Genomic DNA, 14881 nt, shown 5'->3' on the forward strand with positions numbered 1-14881 from the left:
TGGAAATCACCACCCGCTACACCTCCCCTCGCGCCGAGACGCTCCGCCTCGGCGTCGCCGCCCCGGGCGTCTCGCGTATCTGGGCCGACGGAGAACTCGTCCTGGACGCCGATGTCCCGCTCGCCGATGAACAACTCGGCGCTTCGTTCCTGCACCCGCCGACCACGTCCGCGGCCGTCCCGGTGCCCGAGGGCCAAGCGGTGGAGATCCGCGTCGAGTACGAGATCGCGAAGGACCTCGGCCTCGCCGGAGCCCTCGCGTACACGCTCGGCACGGAAGCGGACGATTCCGCCCCGGACGGGCTGATCGAGCGGGCGGCCGCCGCCGCGGCGCGGGCCGACGTGGCGGTGGTCGTCGTCGGCACGAACAGCAGCGTCGAATCGGAGGGCTTCGACCGGACCTCACTCGCCCTGCCCGGCCGCCAGGACGCACTCGTGCGCGCTGTTGCGCGGGCCAACCCCCGCACGGTGGTGGCCGTCAACTCCGGCTCACCGGTCGAGTTGCCGTGGCGCGACGATGTCGCCGCCATCCTGCTGACCTGGTTCGGCGGCCAGGAGTACGGCAACGCGCTCACCGACGTGCTCACCGGGGCGCGCGAGCCCGGCGGTCGGCTGCCCACCACCTGGCCGGCGCGGCAGAGCGACGTACCCGTGCTCGATGTGACGCCGGTGGACGGCAAGGTCCGGTACGACGAAGGGGTCCACGTGGGCTACCGGGCGTGGCTGCGATCCGGCACCGCCCCCGGCTATCCCTTCGGGTACGGACTCGGCTACACCACCTGGACCGTGGACCGGGCCACCGCCACCCCGGAGTTCGGCTCCGGCGGTACGGTGGAGGTCCGCGCCGAGGTGACCAACACCGGCGGCCGTGCGGGCAAGCACATCGTCCAGGTCTACGCGTCCCGCGCGCACACGGCGGTCGACCGTCCGGCGCGATGGCTCGTCGGCCACGAGGCGGTCCGCCTCGCCCCGGGCACCACGCAGACCGTGAACGTCACCGTCCCGGCCCGCGCGTTCGCGCACTGGGACGAGGGCACGTGGGCTTACGAACCGGGAGAGTTCACACTCCACGTGGGCTCAAGTGTCGACAACCTGCCCAGCTCAGTGCCCGTGCACCTGCGCTGACCGCGCGCACCGGGACCCCGGGGCCCGACCGCGTGATCCGCGGCAGGGCCCTTTGCCCTGTGGTCGGTCGACGGCACCTGGGAACGACTGCTCCAGCACGTCCAGGCCGTCGCTGACGCATCGGGTGACATCGACTGGAACATCAACCTCGACTCCACCTCAATCCGGGCCCACCAGCTCGCCGCTGGCGCCCCGACAGTTTCGCCACCAGCACCTCCGGGTGCTTCAAAGGGGCCCCGCAAAGATCAGTTCACATGCGCGCGCACATGGGCCTACGCCTATTCCTGGCGGAGCCGGGGAACCTCGCACCCACCCGGCGCGATAGACGGGCCTCCAACCTGCCCGCGGTCAGGCCGGACAGCCGAAACGGCCCGCCGGACAATCCGACGGGCCGTCACGAAAGATCGAGGTCAACGGCCAGGCCAAAGGAGCGAAATCAACGGTGTTGACGCTGGATCCGCTCCGAGCAGCCGCGATGGGTTTCCGAACGACATACACGGAAACCGTCTTCTTGCTGGAACAAAAGTAGCCCTATGCAAGCCCTGTCATCCCAGTTCAGAAGGAGTCTTCGCTTTCCGATCAAGATCTGGACACTGCGGCAGGTGAGTCAGGTTGCGGCGTCGCGCTCGACGAGCTGAAACTGAATCCCCTCCGAGGTGTCGGGCCGGGAAAAAGCATTGAGGTTGCCGTCGATCGCCACGGGCTGAGGAGCGACGAATTCGACGCCGAGGCCACGAAGCGTCTGCATGATCTCGGTGATGCTGTCGTCGACCTCGACTGCGATGTGCTCGATGCGAGCCGTCTCGCCGACGCGGTCGCCGAGACGGCGTCGACGGGCCTCGCTGGTGGTGGGTTCGATGAGCTCGATACGAGCCCCGTCACCCACCCGGTAGAACGCCGCTTTTACATTGCGTTCGGGCAGCTCGCGTTCGAACTCGAGGTTGAGACCGAGGCTTTCAAGGAATTTCTTCGCGCGGAGCAGGTCGTGGACCACGACACCGATATGGTCAATGCGCTTGAGCATGAGCGTGTGGGTCCCTTCAGGAGGTCTGCGATGCGATGGGGTTCGGGGCGGCCTGAGTGCGGTGCAGTTGGGTAGCCGTCAGGATCAGAATGACCACCAGGAAGAGCCAGCCGACCGTGTAGCCGGTGGCGCCGACGAGCGCGCCGAACAACGGTGGCATGGTGGCGGCGACGATCTGATTCAGGGTGATCGCGAAGCTGATTGTGGAGGCGACCGCATGCTGGGGGGCGATGTCGGTGATCTGTACGAGGTAGAGCGGGTACCAGCCGACGCTGAGCAGGCCCAGCAGCGTGCAGAGCGTGTAAGCGAGCACGCGAGGCGAGCCGGGGGTCAACGCGCTGAGTGCGGTGATCGGGATCGTGGAGAAGGCGAGCAGCCACTTCAGCGAGCGCATCCGCATGCCGGGCCAGAAACGGTCACTGATCCAGGCGAGACCGATCCGGCCGGCGATCCCGGCAGCCTGGGCCACCGAGTACATGAAGCCGGCCGTGACAATCGGGATGTGTAGGTGATCGTTGAGGAAGATCAAGATCTGCACGGAGAACACGTACTGGAACGCGGCCAAGGCGAGTCCGGCGATGAGAAGCGAGCGGACGGCCCTGTCGCGCACCAGGCCGAGGATCAAGCGGCGCAGGTTCACCGGCGTCTTTCGCGCACTCGTCGTGGCGTCACCCGTCTGGCGGTAGAAGGTGGCGAAGACCACGCCCCCGAGGATGCCGGCCGCTCCCTGGACGATCATGGCTGCGGTCCAGCTGCGGTGCAGGGCGACGGCGGGCAGGATCGCCCCGGCGATGGAGGCGCCGATCGGCAGACCGGCTTGGCGTATACCGGTGGCCATACCTCGTAGGCCGGGTTCGAACCATCGGGTGATGGCTCGCTGCCCGCCAGGCAGAATAGATCCGTAGAAGGCGCCCATCACCAGGATGAACAGCAGCAGCACAGGGTAATTGCGACCCGCGGCCGCGGCGATGAACGCCGTGACGCCCATGGCGATCATTGTAAGAGAGACGACCCAGCGCTCTCCGTAGCGGTCGATGGCCCGCCCGATGATCAGCATCGAGGCGATCGGCCCGGCCTGGATCGCCGTGGCCGCGAGAGCGGCGGTGGCCGCGGACAGGTGGTAGGTGTTCTTCCAGAACGGCAGCAGGACACTGACGCCGGAGTAGACGATCGAGCCGGAAGTCAGCGCGGTAACGGCGACGGCGAGCACGACCCACTTGTACGAGCCCGCTGAGTGGGCAGCTTGCTCGGCGGGCGCCGCCTTGCCGACCTCTTGCGCGGTCACGCGCCGGGCTCCGATTGCCTGGAGGCCAGGTTCCCCAGCTCGGCCAACAGCGGGATGTTCATCAGGTTCAGCAGGACGAGGTTCTGGCTCGTGGGGTTGTTGAAGTGGTGCAGCGACCAGGCCGGGACGAGCAGAAGGTCCCCGAGGCTCAGATCGGTTGTCTCGCTGGTGTCGTGGAAGGTGACAGTGCCGGTGCCGGCTTGCACGACGAACAGGTGATACCAGGTATGCGCGTGCGGGGTGGTGTTCTTCCCAGCGGGGATGACCTGGTAGGCGACGGCGACATCACGGATGATTTCGGCGCTGCCGTTCGGCAGAGACAGGGCGAGCGTGCCGCGTTCGGGGTGCTCTGTGTCGCTGAGCCGGCCGGAGGTGTCCGCCCACCGCCACACCACCGGCTCGGGCAGCAGGGTGTCGTAGCGCTTTTTGAAGTCAGGGTATGGAAACTGACTGCCGCTGCCGATCGGCACGGGAATCATCCTCCTCGAGGATCGTGAGTTGCTGCCACATGTCGCACACGGCGGCGTTCGCCTCGTCCGTGAATCGCGACTTCTGCCCGTCCCTGGGCAGGTAGTACGTGTAGTACCGCGGCCCTTCGACGGGGTATCCGACAGCCCATACACCTGTGAGCGGCGTCCCGGCCTTGGCGATGACGCGGCCGCCGGGCGTGATGTCCACACCGCCCGGCTCGTAGGAGCCGTTGCTATAGGGACGGATCAGACCGCGTGCCAGCAGGCGGGCGGTCAGCGGGGAACTGTCCGTCTCGGGGTGGAACAAGTCCAGGCGCGCCGCCACCAATGCGTCGGCGTATCGGACGGTAGGGCCGTTGGTGAAATGGGTTTCAACGGTGAACCGGGCCGTCTCAGGATCGGGGATGATACGGCAGCCCGGTCCTCCGGCCAGATCGACCACACCAGCGTTCATCAGGGCGAGAAGCTCGTAGTTACGGCGGCGGGGTGGCCCGAACGAGATCTTGTTCATGAGCGGCACCCATCGGGTGTTGAACACCCGATGCGAATCCGGTGTCAGGCCGGAGAATTCGACGGCCTCGCGCAGGCTGGCGCGGATGTCCCGGATGGCGTCGGTGGCCGCTTTGACAGGGCTCGTCCGGTTACCTTCCTCGGCGTGCGTCAGGTCCTCGGTGACGAACGCCGTGAAGAAGGCGCGGAAGGCGTCCAGATCCCTGAAGCTCTTGCCGACCAGCGGGTCGACGATGGCGTCGACGGCGGCCTGATCGGCCGCTGTGAATTCGTACCGGTCGGGCCGGATATGACGTTTCTCCAGCGTGGAGCGGTAAACGTAGCCCATTTCCCGACGTAGTAGCGGCACGACTTCCGCCTCGAAGTCGATCTGCGCGCTGCCGCGCTTCCGCCTCGCGTGCTCACGCAATCCGCGTATGGCCTCGAGGGTTAAGAAGTGCGGCTGGTAGGCGCCGGCGAGGCCCTTCTGGTTGATGCCGCGTGCGGCGGCGGGCAGGCACTGACGGGAGAACAACAGGATGCTCGGCTCGCGCCCGCACGGTATGTAGCGCATGTCGTGGCCGTCGCCCTCGAAACGTCCGCCCCTGCCGATGGTGAGGTGAGCGATGACGTCGTGGGCGGTCAGCCCGAAACCCTGCACGGCCACCGTGGCCCCGGGAGCGATGCGCCCAAGCTTGTCGACCGGGTAGCAGTCCGCCAGGTAGGCGAGGCGGTCATTGCGGCCCTGGTGTTCGCTGACGAAATTCTCGAACCGGATGTCCTCGTCGGTGGGGGTGCGCCGGGAGTGCCCGGTGGCGAGGAACAGGAAATCGGAGGGAATCTCGTAGCCGTTCTCGGTCCGCACCACGTACCTGCCGGACGGGGAGAGCTCCTCCATGTCGATGGCGCGAGCCCGGTGGTGCACCACTCGCACGCTCGTGGGCAGCGAGCTGAGGGTGTGGTCGGACGCGAAGGAGAGATACTCGCCGAGCAGGTTGCGCGGCAGGTAGTCGTGTGGCCCGATCGGCTCCCCGCCTGCCTCGCCCGTGCGGTAGTAGCCACCCGCGAAGCGGCGGTAGCCAACCTGCTGGGCCCAATCGGTGAACGACGGGCCGCCACCGCCGGGGAACATGGTGAGCTGGCTGGCGAGCGTGTTGGTGAGCAGATGGTCGGGCTGCCGGTTGGAGTGTGCCCCTTGCCCGGTGTCGCCGGGGTCGACAAGGTGGACGTCCAGCTCAACGCCCTCGGGGAGCTGGTGGGCCCGCTGGGCGATGTGCTGGAGGATGCCGAGGCCGCGCGGCCCCAGCCCGACGATCGTGACCTGAACAGCCCTCACGAGATCACCCGCTCGCGCAGTTCCAGCGCCGCCGGGTCGGTGTACGGGGCTATGGGTTCCTCGTGCAACCGCACCCAGCGGGGGTCGTCCTCTACCTGGGGGAAGCGGGTGGCGACCTGAGGATCATGACCGGGGATGATGTGGTCGACGCCGTCCGCCAGATCTTCGACGGTCTCGTACGCCTCGACCATGGAGGCGAGGTGATCGAGGATCGGGAACGGGGCCCGGCGACGGATGTTCGCCCACAGGTGCGACGAATCGCTCGCCAACACGACCCAGCCGCGCTTCGTGTGAACGCGTACGACTTGAAGGCCGGGGGTATGTCCAGGGGCCGGGTGCACCTCGACGCCGGGCACGATCGTAGCCGGGCCCTGGTGCAGGGTGAGGCGCTCGTCGAACAGCAGCCGAATCGCCGCGTTCACATCCCCCGCCTCGAAGGGGCGGCGGGGTGCGGCTTGGCGCATGGCGCGGCTGGTGCAGAACGCGAGTTCCGGCTCTTGGAGATGAACGCGAGCCGTGGGGAAGGCGGCGAGGTGACCGGCATGGTCCCAGTGCATGTGCGTGATCAGCAGATGCGACACGTCGGTGGGATCCATGCCGAGACCGGCCAGGGCCTCGACGGGGTGGTGAAGTTGCTCGCGACCACGCCGCGCACCCGTGTGCGCGGTAAACCCGGTATCGACGACGATCACCTGATCCTGACCTCGGATGACCCAGATGTAGAAGTCGAAGCCGGCCGGCGTGTCAGTGGCGCAGGGGTCGTCGGCGAACAGGAAGTTCTCCCGCGCGAGTCGCCCCGTCTGAGTCCCGAACCTGAGCGCGAGAAGTTCGTGGGTTGGCGGCCGGTTCATGCGCCCACCACCGTCAGTTCGCGAGCCTCGGGCGCCGGGAGCGGCAGTTCGTCCTCGAAGAAGAACTTCTCCGCCCCGAACGCCGGGATGAGTTGGTCGAACCAGGTCGCGTCCGGATCGTACGTGGCGTAGAACGGCCGACGCGCCCAGTCCGCATTACGCCCCTGAAGGAGCTGAAGGGCGAACACCTTCTCGCCGCGGATGGTGGGGGTGCCGTCGATGAGAACTTTGCCCGGAAACGCGCTCATCGACGGGCCGCGCACGGTGCGGGCGAGGCCGGAGACCCGCTGGTATGCGTCGCGAAAGATCTCGTACGCCCTCACCAGGGGAATCTCGAAGTAGGAGCGGGCGCCGGTATCGCGTTCGACGAACATGTAGTAGGGGATGGCGCCCAGCCGCACCCCGGTCGTCCACAGCTCCCGCCACGCCTCGGCGTTGTCGTTGATGTGCCTCAGCAACGGCGACTGGAGGCGCATGTTCGCACCTGTGGCGATGATCCGCTTCAGGGCGGTCTGTGCGATGTCAGGGCGCAGCTCGGCGGGGTGGCTGTAGTGGCCCATGATCGCCAGGTGCTTACCAGCGGTGGCGACCCGCTCGAACAGCCGGATGAGTTCGTCGGCATCCCGGTCGGTGACGAACCTTTGGGGCCAGTAGGCGACCGATTTGGTGCCGATCCGGATGTTCTGGATGTGTTCGAACTCCGGTGCCAGGAGTGGTTCGATATAGCGGGCGAGCGTGTTTGTCCGCATGATCAGCGGGTCGCCGCCGGTGATCAGAACGTCGGTGACCTCCCGGTGGCGAGCGAGGTAGGCGGTCAGGCCCTGGGCATCCTTGGCGGCGAAGGCGAGTTCGCCGTCGCCGACGAACTGCGGCCAGCGGAAGCAGAACGTGCAGTAGGCGTGGCAGGTCTGCCCGTGTTGAGGGAATAACAGTATTGTCTGGGAGTATTTGTGCTGCATCCCTGACATTTCCTTGCCGTCCAACTCAGGTACGTTGTGGGTTTGCTGGCCGGCCGGGTGGGGGTTCATCTGCTCGCGGAGCTTCCTCGCGTGAAGCGCGATCTGCCCCTTGTCGCCAGCGGCGATGACATCCCGCAGGGTGGCGTAGTCGGTGTCGTCCAGCATCGCCCGGTGGGGGAAGTTCAGCCGGAAGATGGGGTCGTCCGGGATATTGTCCCAGTCGATGAGTTCGTCGAGCACGTACTGATTGGTGCGGAACGGGAGAACCTGGGAGACCACAGTGACGGCCTCGCGGAGTTCCTCAGGCACCCGCCCCCATTGCGGGGCACGTTGAATTGTTTTTCCGTTGTAGGGCGTGAACTTGCCGACACTCAATTCGAGTCCCTTTCCCTGTTCGAATCCGAGCGGTGTGGGCGAGCATCAATCCGAACCTTCCACCCCCGGCCGAGATCATCCTCCGCAGTTCCGGAAGCGTGCGCTGCTTGAGGGTTCACCAAGTCGGGAGCGGTGGCGGCAACGCAGGTCACGGCTACTGCCGCACATGCCATGCCGACGATTGGTATTGCGGTTTTATGCACGACCACCCTCAGGTCTCACTTATGAGCGAAGTTGGTCACCAGGCATACCGTCCGGCGCACCACGATCCTGCTTGAACAATGAGACACCTGTCGCGGTCGCAAGTGATCGTGCGTGCGACTGACGTAAGCCCGCCACAGGGCAAAAGGCGTAATTCGGCACCAATCGGTCCACCGCCCCCAACGTAAATACAACAAGGCCGGGCGTGGCCCGGCCTTGTTGCGCTCGTTGTCGAATGTGTTCGCTGGTTCAGCGGTAAGTGGGGCCGATGCGGATCACGGTGTCGTCCGGATCGCTGCCATAGGGGGGAGGGGCCTTGGCCGGCGGGACAGCGATGCCGGCCTCGGTGGCCAGGCGCACCACGGCGCGAGCGCTGCCGTCGAGGACGCTGAGAGCGAGGAGGGAGCCGCCATTCGGCCGTGTCCACGTGGCGAGCCGGTGCCATCGAGTCGCTCGCCGAAGATGCGGGCCACGGTCTCGAACTTCGACCTCAGGATCTCGCGGTGCCGCCGCATGTGGGCGCGCAACCCATCGACGTCCATGGCGGCGAGACGTAGGGCGGAATAATCGCTTTCATGATGTCCTTTGAGTGAACGATTGCGGTGGCACGGTAAGGCATTGCGACCTGGTCGACGCCAACAGGCAACTACCGTGCGAATCGCCGAATTTACTGTTGGGCGCGCTTCTCGTGGAGGATGCCGAGATCGCGTAGCAGGTAGCCGGCGTGGAGCCGGTTGTGGGCCCCGATACGGCGCAGAACTGCGGCCAAGTGGCGCTGGAAGGTGCGTAGGGAGATACCGAGACGCTTGGCGACAACCTTGTCGTCGTAGCCCTCGACGAGCAGTTCCACGATCGCCGTCTTCATCTCCTCCGAGCTGAACAGCATCTGTTCCCGCTCATAGGCGGGCGGGAATGGCAGGGCTTTGTCCCAAGCCCGCTCGAAGGCGCCGATCAGGAAGTGGATGACGCTCAGGTCACGTATGAGCAAGGCGCCTTTGGGGTTTCCAACCAGCTCGACGAGGGCGACTTCGCGGTCGAAGACGATGAGCTGCATGAACACTTGTGTAACAACGCGGACTTCGGCGCCGTGCTCGACAAGCAGCGAGACGTGGTCGACAGTGGGCTGATGAAACTGCGCCGTGTACTGATAGAGCGTACGCGTGCGTACACCACGCTCAAGCACGCCTACGGCACGGTCCGTTGCCTCCTTGAGGACGGGTTCGGGGCGAGGACCGCCAGGTTGAGAGACGAGGATCTCCCTGGTAGCGCGGGCCGAGAGTTCGGACACGGTCAGGCGGACGGCATCCACATTGTCGAGGCGGTGCAATGAGTGTTCCCTTACGTCTTTCATGACGCTTTTCTCGTAGACGGGAAGCAGATCCACCAGTTGCGCGCTCACTTCGTTGATCGTCGTCTGCCGTTCGCGCAGTTCCCTGATCGCCGGCAAAAGAAGTTGGGTGAAGGCGGTGGCCGGCGCCACGGGTACGAGGCGAACGGGGTCTCCGGGCTTGCCGGTGAGCACCTTGAGCTGGAGCAGCCTGTCGATCGCCTGTCCGGCCTCATCGGGCGAGGCGTCCGCGAGTTGCAAGAGTTCGTTGCGGGAGACGCTTTCCCGGGCTGCCGCGAGGGCATACAGGGCGACCATCAGACGACTGTCAGCATCGGTGGTTTTGTCGGCTTCCAGGTTTGTGGGGCACGTGGACATGACTCTGTTCCCCTTTCGGGAATTGAAGACCGTCCCAATAGACCAACAAGATCACCAACAGCCACTAACGGCGCAAGAGCGCGAAACCGTCACTTACAAAACGGCCGAACGGCCATCACCACGTCAGTTCGCCCGCGCCCGCCACATCCGGCACCGGCGCCGCGAACGGCCGAATTCCTGGACCGGACGTTGATCTGGTACCAGAGTCACCTACTCCACACCCTTCGCGAGTACGAGGTCTTCGGACCGGTGTCGGCAGTCAGTTGGAATTCCCCAGCGGCGGGCTACTTGGTGGGGAGTTATCTGGCCGCCGATGTCACTCTGCGTGCTAATTCGTGACACACAACGGCCGGCGGATGAGGGCGCGGAGGTCTGCCAGTGGGATGCGGGATGCCTCGTCACAGTGATCGGTTCCGGCGGTGGCGAGGACCTCGCGGTCGGTGGAACCCGGGTGGTGTGTTGTGTTGCTCCTGCCGTAGCGGCATGTGGTGTCGTCGAGGCACCACAGCACGAAAGGCTCCGTCTGCGATGTACCCGTTCGTCACACCGCCCCGCCAGGTCAAGATCGGCGCTGCTGCCGCCTTCGCCGGGACCACCCCACGCGCTATCCGCCACTACCACCAGATCGGTCTGCTGCCGGAACCCGAGCGCGGCGGAGACGGCCGCCGCCGCTACGGCTACGACGACATGATCCGCCTGTTGTGGATCCGCAGAATGGCGGAGGTCGGCATCAGTCTGGACGACATGCGAGCCGCCTTCGACGAATCCGGGGACATCGAGGAGACCCTGGGCCGGCTGGAGGAATCCCTGGCTGCCCAGGAGGCCGACATCAAACGTCGGCGCGCCGCCGTCGGGCGCCTGCGGGCCGTGGGCAGCCCGCAGGGCCTGCTCTCCGAGCTGGTGACGGATCGGCTCAGCCACCTGCCCCCTGGCGCGTTGCGCGCCTCCGACATGGAGGCCCTGCTGGTCACGGAACGGATCTTCGGTCCGCTCGGCTCCGCACTACAGGCCGGCGTGTACATCGTGCTGGCCACCCATCCCGGCCTACGGGCCGAGGAGGACCGTCTCGACGAGGCCGAGGCCGCCCTCGACGACGGCGTCGACCCCGATGACCCGCGCGTCGAGGAAATCGCCGTACAGCGATACACCCACCACATGACCCTCATGCAGGCCATCACGGCAGCCGGGCTGGACGCGGCCGATGACGAACTCTTCGAGACCTACGACGCCGACCTGGCAGAGGAGGAGGACACGCGGATGGGCGCCTCGGAGGCGATCACCAAGATGCCCTACGACTTCTCTCCTGCCCGGATGCGCTGCATGGAACGCGTGGCACAACTCGTCGCCCAAGACGCCAGCGCAGACAGCTGATCGCCTGTGCCCGCTACCGACCTGGCCGGCATCCCATCGCGTCCACCTGTACGTGACCGGGCACATCAGGAACCGGTCAATCCGAAACCGAGAGTGACATCTCAACTGGCCGTACGTGGGGACTCCGGACCGGCCGCTGACACTCATCAGCCCTGGAGGGCCGGCAACTCAGCCACGGGCCTGCTGGTACTGGCGTCTCGCCCTGAGCGGGCTGTGGTGCTGGTTGGGGTGGTCGCGGTGTGATCGCAGCCAGGTGGGCCAGTGTGGATGGCGGCTGCTGCGGGGGTCGGCTTGGGTGAGGGTGGAGTGTCGCAGGGTCTTGGAGAGGGGATGCCTGTGGTGAGGGTGAGGGTGGCGCGGCCGTCGACAAGGACCGTGCGGTGGCCCGCGACGGACAGGCCGAGGTGAGGGGTGTCGATGATGCGGCTGCGGTCGTGGTAGCCGAGGATGGCGTTGTCGAAGGCCGGTAGGAACCGGACGGGGGCCGGGGTGTCGGGGTGGGGGCGGGGCGCGTCGGGTAGATCGAGCAGTTCGCGGCCGCGTTCGTCGCGGAAGACAACGAGTTCTTCTCGGACGGCTTTGATGGCGGCGGGAAGCCCCGCGAGGCCGCACCAAGCACGTAGGTCTGAGCTGGCGGCGGGCCCGTAGGCGGCGAGGTAGCGGCGTAGCAGCTGCTGCCCGACGGGATCGGTGTCATCGGCGGGGAGGGGGCGATGTCCCGTTCCAGCCAGGTGGCCAACGGCAGGTTGCGCACGCCGGCACTCTGGTGCCACAGACCGCGGGGCGGGAGCTGGGCCATGGGGATGAGGGCTGCGATGAGCAGCTCGCCCAGGACGCGGCGAGGCGGGCTGGGCCAGCGGTCTTCGAGGGCATTTACGAGCTCGCGCATGGTGCGGGGCCGCTGGTCGGCCATGACCGCGCGGCCGGCGGCGGCGACCTCGTCCACGTCGATGCCGGCCAGTTCGCGCCGGTAGGTTCCCAGGACTCGCCCGCGCAGCATGGTGTCGTGACGGGCTCGCCAGGCGAGTGCGTGGTCGGAGGTGACGAGGTGGACGGTGCGGCGCATCAGGTGGGTGCGCACCACCCTGCGGCCGGTCAGCGCTTCGTCCAGTTGCTCGGGCTTGAAGTCAGTCAGGCGGGACCACAGCCCGATGAAGGGTTCCTGGGGCTCTTGCGCTTGCAGGCCGCACAGGTGGGCCACCGCCTCTGGCACAGCTGTGTCACCGCGCGTGAGCAGGTGCTGGCGGGCGAGGGTGGTGCGGTTGAGGGCGCGGCTGTCGAGGACGGTCATGCCGTTCTCAGGCTGCGGCTCGCTCGTGGGGCGGGCGTCGGCGCAGGTCCGTGCGGTTGAGGGAGGGGGGTGTGTAGGAGATGTCCAGAGGGCTGATGTCGGTGCCGGGCGGGACGATGGTGTCGATCTTGTCGAGGATGTCGTCGCCCAGGGTGACGGTGGCGCCGGCGAGCAGGTTGTCGAGCTGGTCCATGGTGCGTGGGCCGATGATGGCGGCGGTGACGTCGGGGTGGCTGGTGGCGAAGGCCATGGCCAGGCGGGGGAGGGAGTGGCCGGCTGCTTCGGCGAGAGTGAGCAGTTGCTCAACGGCATCAAGCTTGCGTTCGTCGGTGAGGTGCCGGGGGACCCACTGCATGCGGACGCCTGTGGGCCGCGGGGCGTTCTTGCGGTAGCGGCCGGTGAGCAGTCCCGCGGACAGCGGACTCCACACCAGAACTCCCAGGCCGTAGCGGCGGCAGGTGGGCAGGACCTCGCGCTCGATGCCGCGGTTGAGTATGGAGTAGGTGGGCTGCTCGGTTCGCAGGCGGTGCAGGCCGCGCTGTTGGGACACCCACTGGGCTTCGACGATTTCCGAGGCCGGCAGGTTGGAGGAGCCGATCGCGCGGACCTTCCCGGCACGCACGAGGTCGGTGAGCGCGGAGAGAGTTTCCTCGATGTCGGTGTGCGGGTCGGGGTGGTGGATTTGGTAGAGGTCGATGTAGTCGGTCCGCAGCCGCTTCAGCGAGCCCTCGACCGCCTGGATGATCCAGCGCCGGGAGCTGCCGCCGCGGTTGGGGCTCTCGCCCATCGGGCCGTTGAACTTGGTCGCCAGCACGACCTCGTCGCGGCGTCCTTCGAGGGCCCGCCCGACGATCTCCTCGGTCTCGCTGTAACCGTAGACGTCGGCGGTGTCGACGAAATTGATGCCCGCGTCGAGCGCCCGGTGGATCATACGCGCGCAGTCGTCGTGATCCGGATTGCCCATCTTGCCGAACATCATGGTGCCCAGGCAGTAGGCGCTGACTTCGATGCCGGTCCGTCCCAGCTTCCGCATCCGCATGGTGCCCCGTTTCCTTCCACTGTGGTAAGCGTGCGGTGCCCGCGCCGTCCGGGACGCAGCGGCCCGGACGGCGAAGGTATGGTCAGTTCGGCCGGCTCAGCCGTTGTACGGGGCGGTGATGTCCAGGACCCAGGTGACGCCGAACCGGTCGGTGAGCATGCCGTACAGCGGCGCCCACTGCGCAGGCTCCAGCGGACGCACGATGGCCGAGCCCTCGGCGAGCTTGCCCCACAGGGCGGTGATCTCCTCGGCGTCGTCACCACGTACGGAGACGAAGAACGGGTTCTCGCCCTGGTTCCAGGGCAACTGCGAGGGCACGTCGTAGGCCATGACGTGGAAGCCGTTGTCGCCGACCACCTCGCCCCACATCACCCAGTCCGCCTCGCTCTCATGCTGCACAGCGCCCGCGTCCTTGTAGGTGACCACGACGGTACGTCCGCCGAAGACGGACCGGTAGAAGTCCAGCGCTTCCCGTGCGGTGCCCCGGAAGTTGAGGTGAGTGGTGGTCGTGACGGACATAACCTGCTCCTTGCCTCGATGCGGCGAATACACCGCCGACTACCCAAGCGCCAGCGGCGGCTGCCGTGACCAGGAGGATGCCTCCTGAACGGTTGGTATGTGACTATGACGGAGGTAGAGGACAGGTTGTTTCCTCTACTGCGGTGAGAATGCGTCTTATGCATAAGACGTCCTCACGGCTGCTCGCACTGCTCTCGCTGCTCCAAACGCACCGTGACTGGTCCGGCGAGGATCTCGCCGAGCGTCTCGACATCACCTCGCGCACCGTGCGCCGTGACATCGACCGCCTGCGTGAACTCGGCTACTGGATCACGACCTTCAAAGGGCCGTCCGGCGGCTACCGCCTGGTGGCCGGCAACCCATATGCCTCCCATGCTGTTTGACGATGGCCAGGCCGTCGCCCCGGCCATCGCGCTGCAGACCGCGGCCACCGGCACCACCGTTGCCGAAGACGCCGCCCGCGCCCTGGCCACCCTCCGCCAGGCCATGCCACCCCGCCTTCGCCACCGCATCGACCTGCTGCGTATCACCGCCGTCCCACCGCCTGCGGCCCGCGACACCCCTCAGATCGACGCTCAGGTCCTGGTGGATCTGAGCCGCGCCATCCACGCCCGCGAGGAACTGCGCCTCGACTACACGCCGGGCCCGAGCACCTCAGCGGACAACCCTCGCCGAGTACAACCCCACCATCTGGTCAGAGCCTGTGTCATATCCCCGGCCGGGCGTGCGACCCCTGGCACGCTCCCCCAGCTACCGCTGGGAGGTGCCCCCTCTCGCCGCGTTGCCGAAACGCCCACGTGGCTCCGCCACGAGAGCGCTCCGGCGCCTTGCGATCGCACGCT

General features: G+C 66.8%; 12 protein-coding genes and 3 pseudogenes. 4 read left to right on the top strand and 11 right to left on the bottom strand.

Annotation, left to right across the window (positions count from 1 at the left end; genetic code table 11):
- The first annotated feature begins 182 nt into the window (after positions 1-182).
- On the top strand, positions 183-1124 hold the full coding sequence (locus ACFXB5_RS30755) for a glycoside hydrolase family 3 C-terminal domain-containing protein (protein ID WP_385213780.1): 942 nt from the start codon (positions 183-185) through the stop codon (positions 1122-1124).
- A 607-nt stretch (positions 1125-1731) separates the two neighbouring features.
- On the opposite strand, the gene ACFXB5_RS30760 is transcribed toward ACFXB5_RS30755, so the two are convergent.
- From ACFXB5_RS30760 to ACFXB5_RS30790, 7 genes and pseudogenes are all read right to left on the bottom strand, one after another.
- Positions 1732-2148: a VOC family protein gene (locus ACFXB5_RS30760; protein WP_385213782.1), complete on the bottom strand. Its 417-nt coding sequence runs from the start codon at positions 2146-2148 to the stop codon at positions 1732-1734.
- 16 nt (positions 2149-2164) lie between these two features.
- Complete coding sequence (locus ACFXB5_RS30765) at positions 2165-3433, bottom strand: MFS transporter (RefSeq protein ID WP_385213784.1); 1269 nt, start codon at positions 3431-3433, stop codon at positions 2165-2167.
- Positions 3430-3903 (bottom strand): cupin domain-containing protein, encoded by a 474-nt coding sequence (locus ACFXB5_RS30770; RefSeq protein ID WP_385213787.1) that lies wholly within the window; start codon positions 3901-3903, stop codon positions 3430-3432. Before ACFXB5_RS30770 ends, ACFXB5_RS30765 begins: the two co-directional genes overlap by 4 nt.
- Positions 3866-5728 (bottom strand): FAD/NAD(P)-binding protein, encoded by a 1863-nt coding sequence (locus tag ACFXB5_RS30775; protein WP_385213790.1) that lies wholly within the window; start codon positions 5726-5728, stop codon positions 3866-3868. The genes ACFXB5_RS30770 and ACFXB5_RS30775 overlap by 38 nt, the downstream gene beginning before the upstream one ends.
- A complete protein-coding gene (locus ACFXB5_RS30780) occupies positions 5725-6579 on the bottom strand; it encodes an N-acyl homoserine lactonase family protein (protein WP_385213792.1) in 855 nt (284 codons plus the stop codon). Before ACFXB5_RS30780 ends, ACFXB5_RS30775 begins: the two co-directional genes overlap by 4 nt.
- Positions 6576-7913 carry a KamA family radical SAM protein gene (locus tag ACFXB5_RS30785; protein ID WP_385213794.1) on the bottom strand — a complete coding sequence of 446 codons (1338 nt, stop codon included), beginning with the start codon at positions 7911-7913 and terminating at the stop codon, positions 6576-6578. The genes ACFXB5_RS30780 and ACFXB5_RS30785 overlap by 4 nt, the downstream gene beginning before the upstream one ends.
- 450 nt (positions 7914-8363) lie before the next feature.
- A pseudogene (locus ACFXB5_RS30790) lies at positions 8364-8495 on the bottom strand (aminotransferase); the annotation flags it as partial.
- Between the two features lie 38 nt (positions 8496-8533).
- Between ACFXB5_RS30790 and ACFXB5_RS30795 the strand changes: the two are divergent.
- Entirely contained in the window at positions 8534-8671 is a 138-nt protein-coding gene (locus tag ACFXB5_RS30795) for a hypothetical protein (RefSeq protein ID WP_385213796.1), read from the top strand.
- A gap of 110 nt (positions 8672-8781) precedes the next feature.
- Here the strand turns inward: ACFXB5_RS30795 and ACFXB5_RS30800 are convergent, their stop codons facing one another.
- On the bottom strand, positions 8782-9819 hold the full coding sequence (locus ACFXB5_RS30800) for a LuxR C-terminal-related transcriptional regulator (RefSeq protein ID WP_385213798.1): 1038 nt from the start codon (positions 9817-9819) through the stop codon (positions 8782-8784).
- A gap of 528 nt (positions 9820-10347) precedes the next feature.
- Between ACFXB5_RS30800 and ACFXB5_RS30805 the strand changes: the two genes are divergently transcribed.
- The gene (locus ACFXB5_RS30805; protein WP_385213800.1) at positions 10348-11190 is read left to right on the top strand and encodes a MerR family transcriptional regulator; all 843 of its coding nucleotides are present in this window, start codon (positions 10348-10350) and stop codon (positions 11188-11190) included.
- Between the two features lie 146 nt (positions 11191-11336).
- On the opposite strand, the pseudogene ACFXB5_RS30810 reads toward ACFXB5_RS30805, so the two are convergent.
- The 3 genes and pseudogenes from ACFXB5_RS30810 to ACFXB5_RS30820 all read right to left on the bottom strand — a co-directional run bounded on the left by ACFXB5_RS30810 (position 11337) and on the right by ACFXB5_RS30820 (position 14039).
- Positions 11337-12481: pseudogene (locus ACFXB5_RS30810) on the bottom strand (winged helix DNA-binding domain-containing protein).
- Positions 12482-12488: 7 nt separating this feature from the next.
- Positions 12489-13520, bottom strand: coding sequence for an aldo/keto reductase (locus ACFXB5_RS30815; protein WP_385213802.1), 1032 nt, complete (start codon positions 13518-13520; stop codon positions 12489-12491).
- 96 nt (positions 13521-13616) lie between these two features.
- On the bottom strand, positions 13617-14039 hold the full coding sequence (locus tag ACFXB5_RS30820; RefSeq protein WP_385213805.1) for a VOC family protein: 423 nt from the start codon (positions 14037-14039) through the stop codon (positions 13617-13619).
- 158 nt (positions 14040-14197) lie between these two features.
- On the opposite strand from ACFXB5_RS30820, the pseudogene ACFXB5_RS30825 reads away from it, so the two are divergent.
- Positions 14198-14881: pseudogene (locus tag ACFXB5_RS30825) on the top strand (helix-turn-helix transcriptional regulator); the annotation flags it as partial.

Origin of the sequence: Streptomyces sp. NPDC059455 (assembly GCF_042750115.1) — a bacterium.
GTDB lineage: Bacteria > Actinomycetota > Actinomycetes > Streptomycetales > Streptomycetaceae > Streptomyces > Streptomyces endocoffeicus.

Excerpts from the sequence above, each read along its gene's own strand:
- ACFXB5_RS30805 (WP_385213800.1), top strand. The coding sequence starts at position 10,348 with ATGTACCCGTTCGTCACACCGCCCCGCCAGGTCAAGATCGGCGCTGCT.
- ACFXB5_RS30780 (WP_385213792.1), bottom strand. The coding sequence starts at position 6,579 with ATGAACCGGCCGCCAACCCACGAACTTCTCGCGCTCAGGTTCGGGACT.
- ACFXB5_RS30800 (WP_385213798.1), bottom strand. The coding sequence starts at position 9,819 with ATGTCCACGTGCCCCACAAACCTGGAAGCCGACAAAACCACCGATGCT.
- ACFXB5_RS30815 (WP_385213802.1), bottom strand. The coding sequence starts at position 13,520 with ATGCGGATGCGGAAGCTGGGACGGACCGGCATCGAAGTCAGCGCCTAC.
- ACFXB5_RS30760 (WP_385213782.1), bottom strand. The coding sequence starts at position 2,148 with ATGCTCAAGCGCATTGACCATATCGGTGTCGTGGTCCACGACCTGCTC.
- ACFXB5_RS30820 (WP_385213805.1), bottom strand. The coding sequence starts at position 14,039 with ATGTCCGTCACGACCACCACTCACCTCAACTTCCGGGGCACCGCACGG.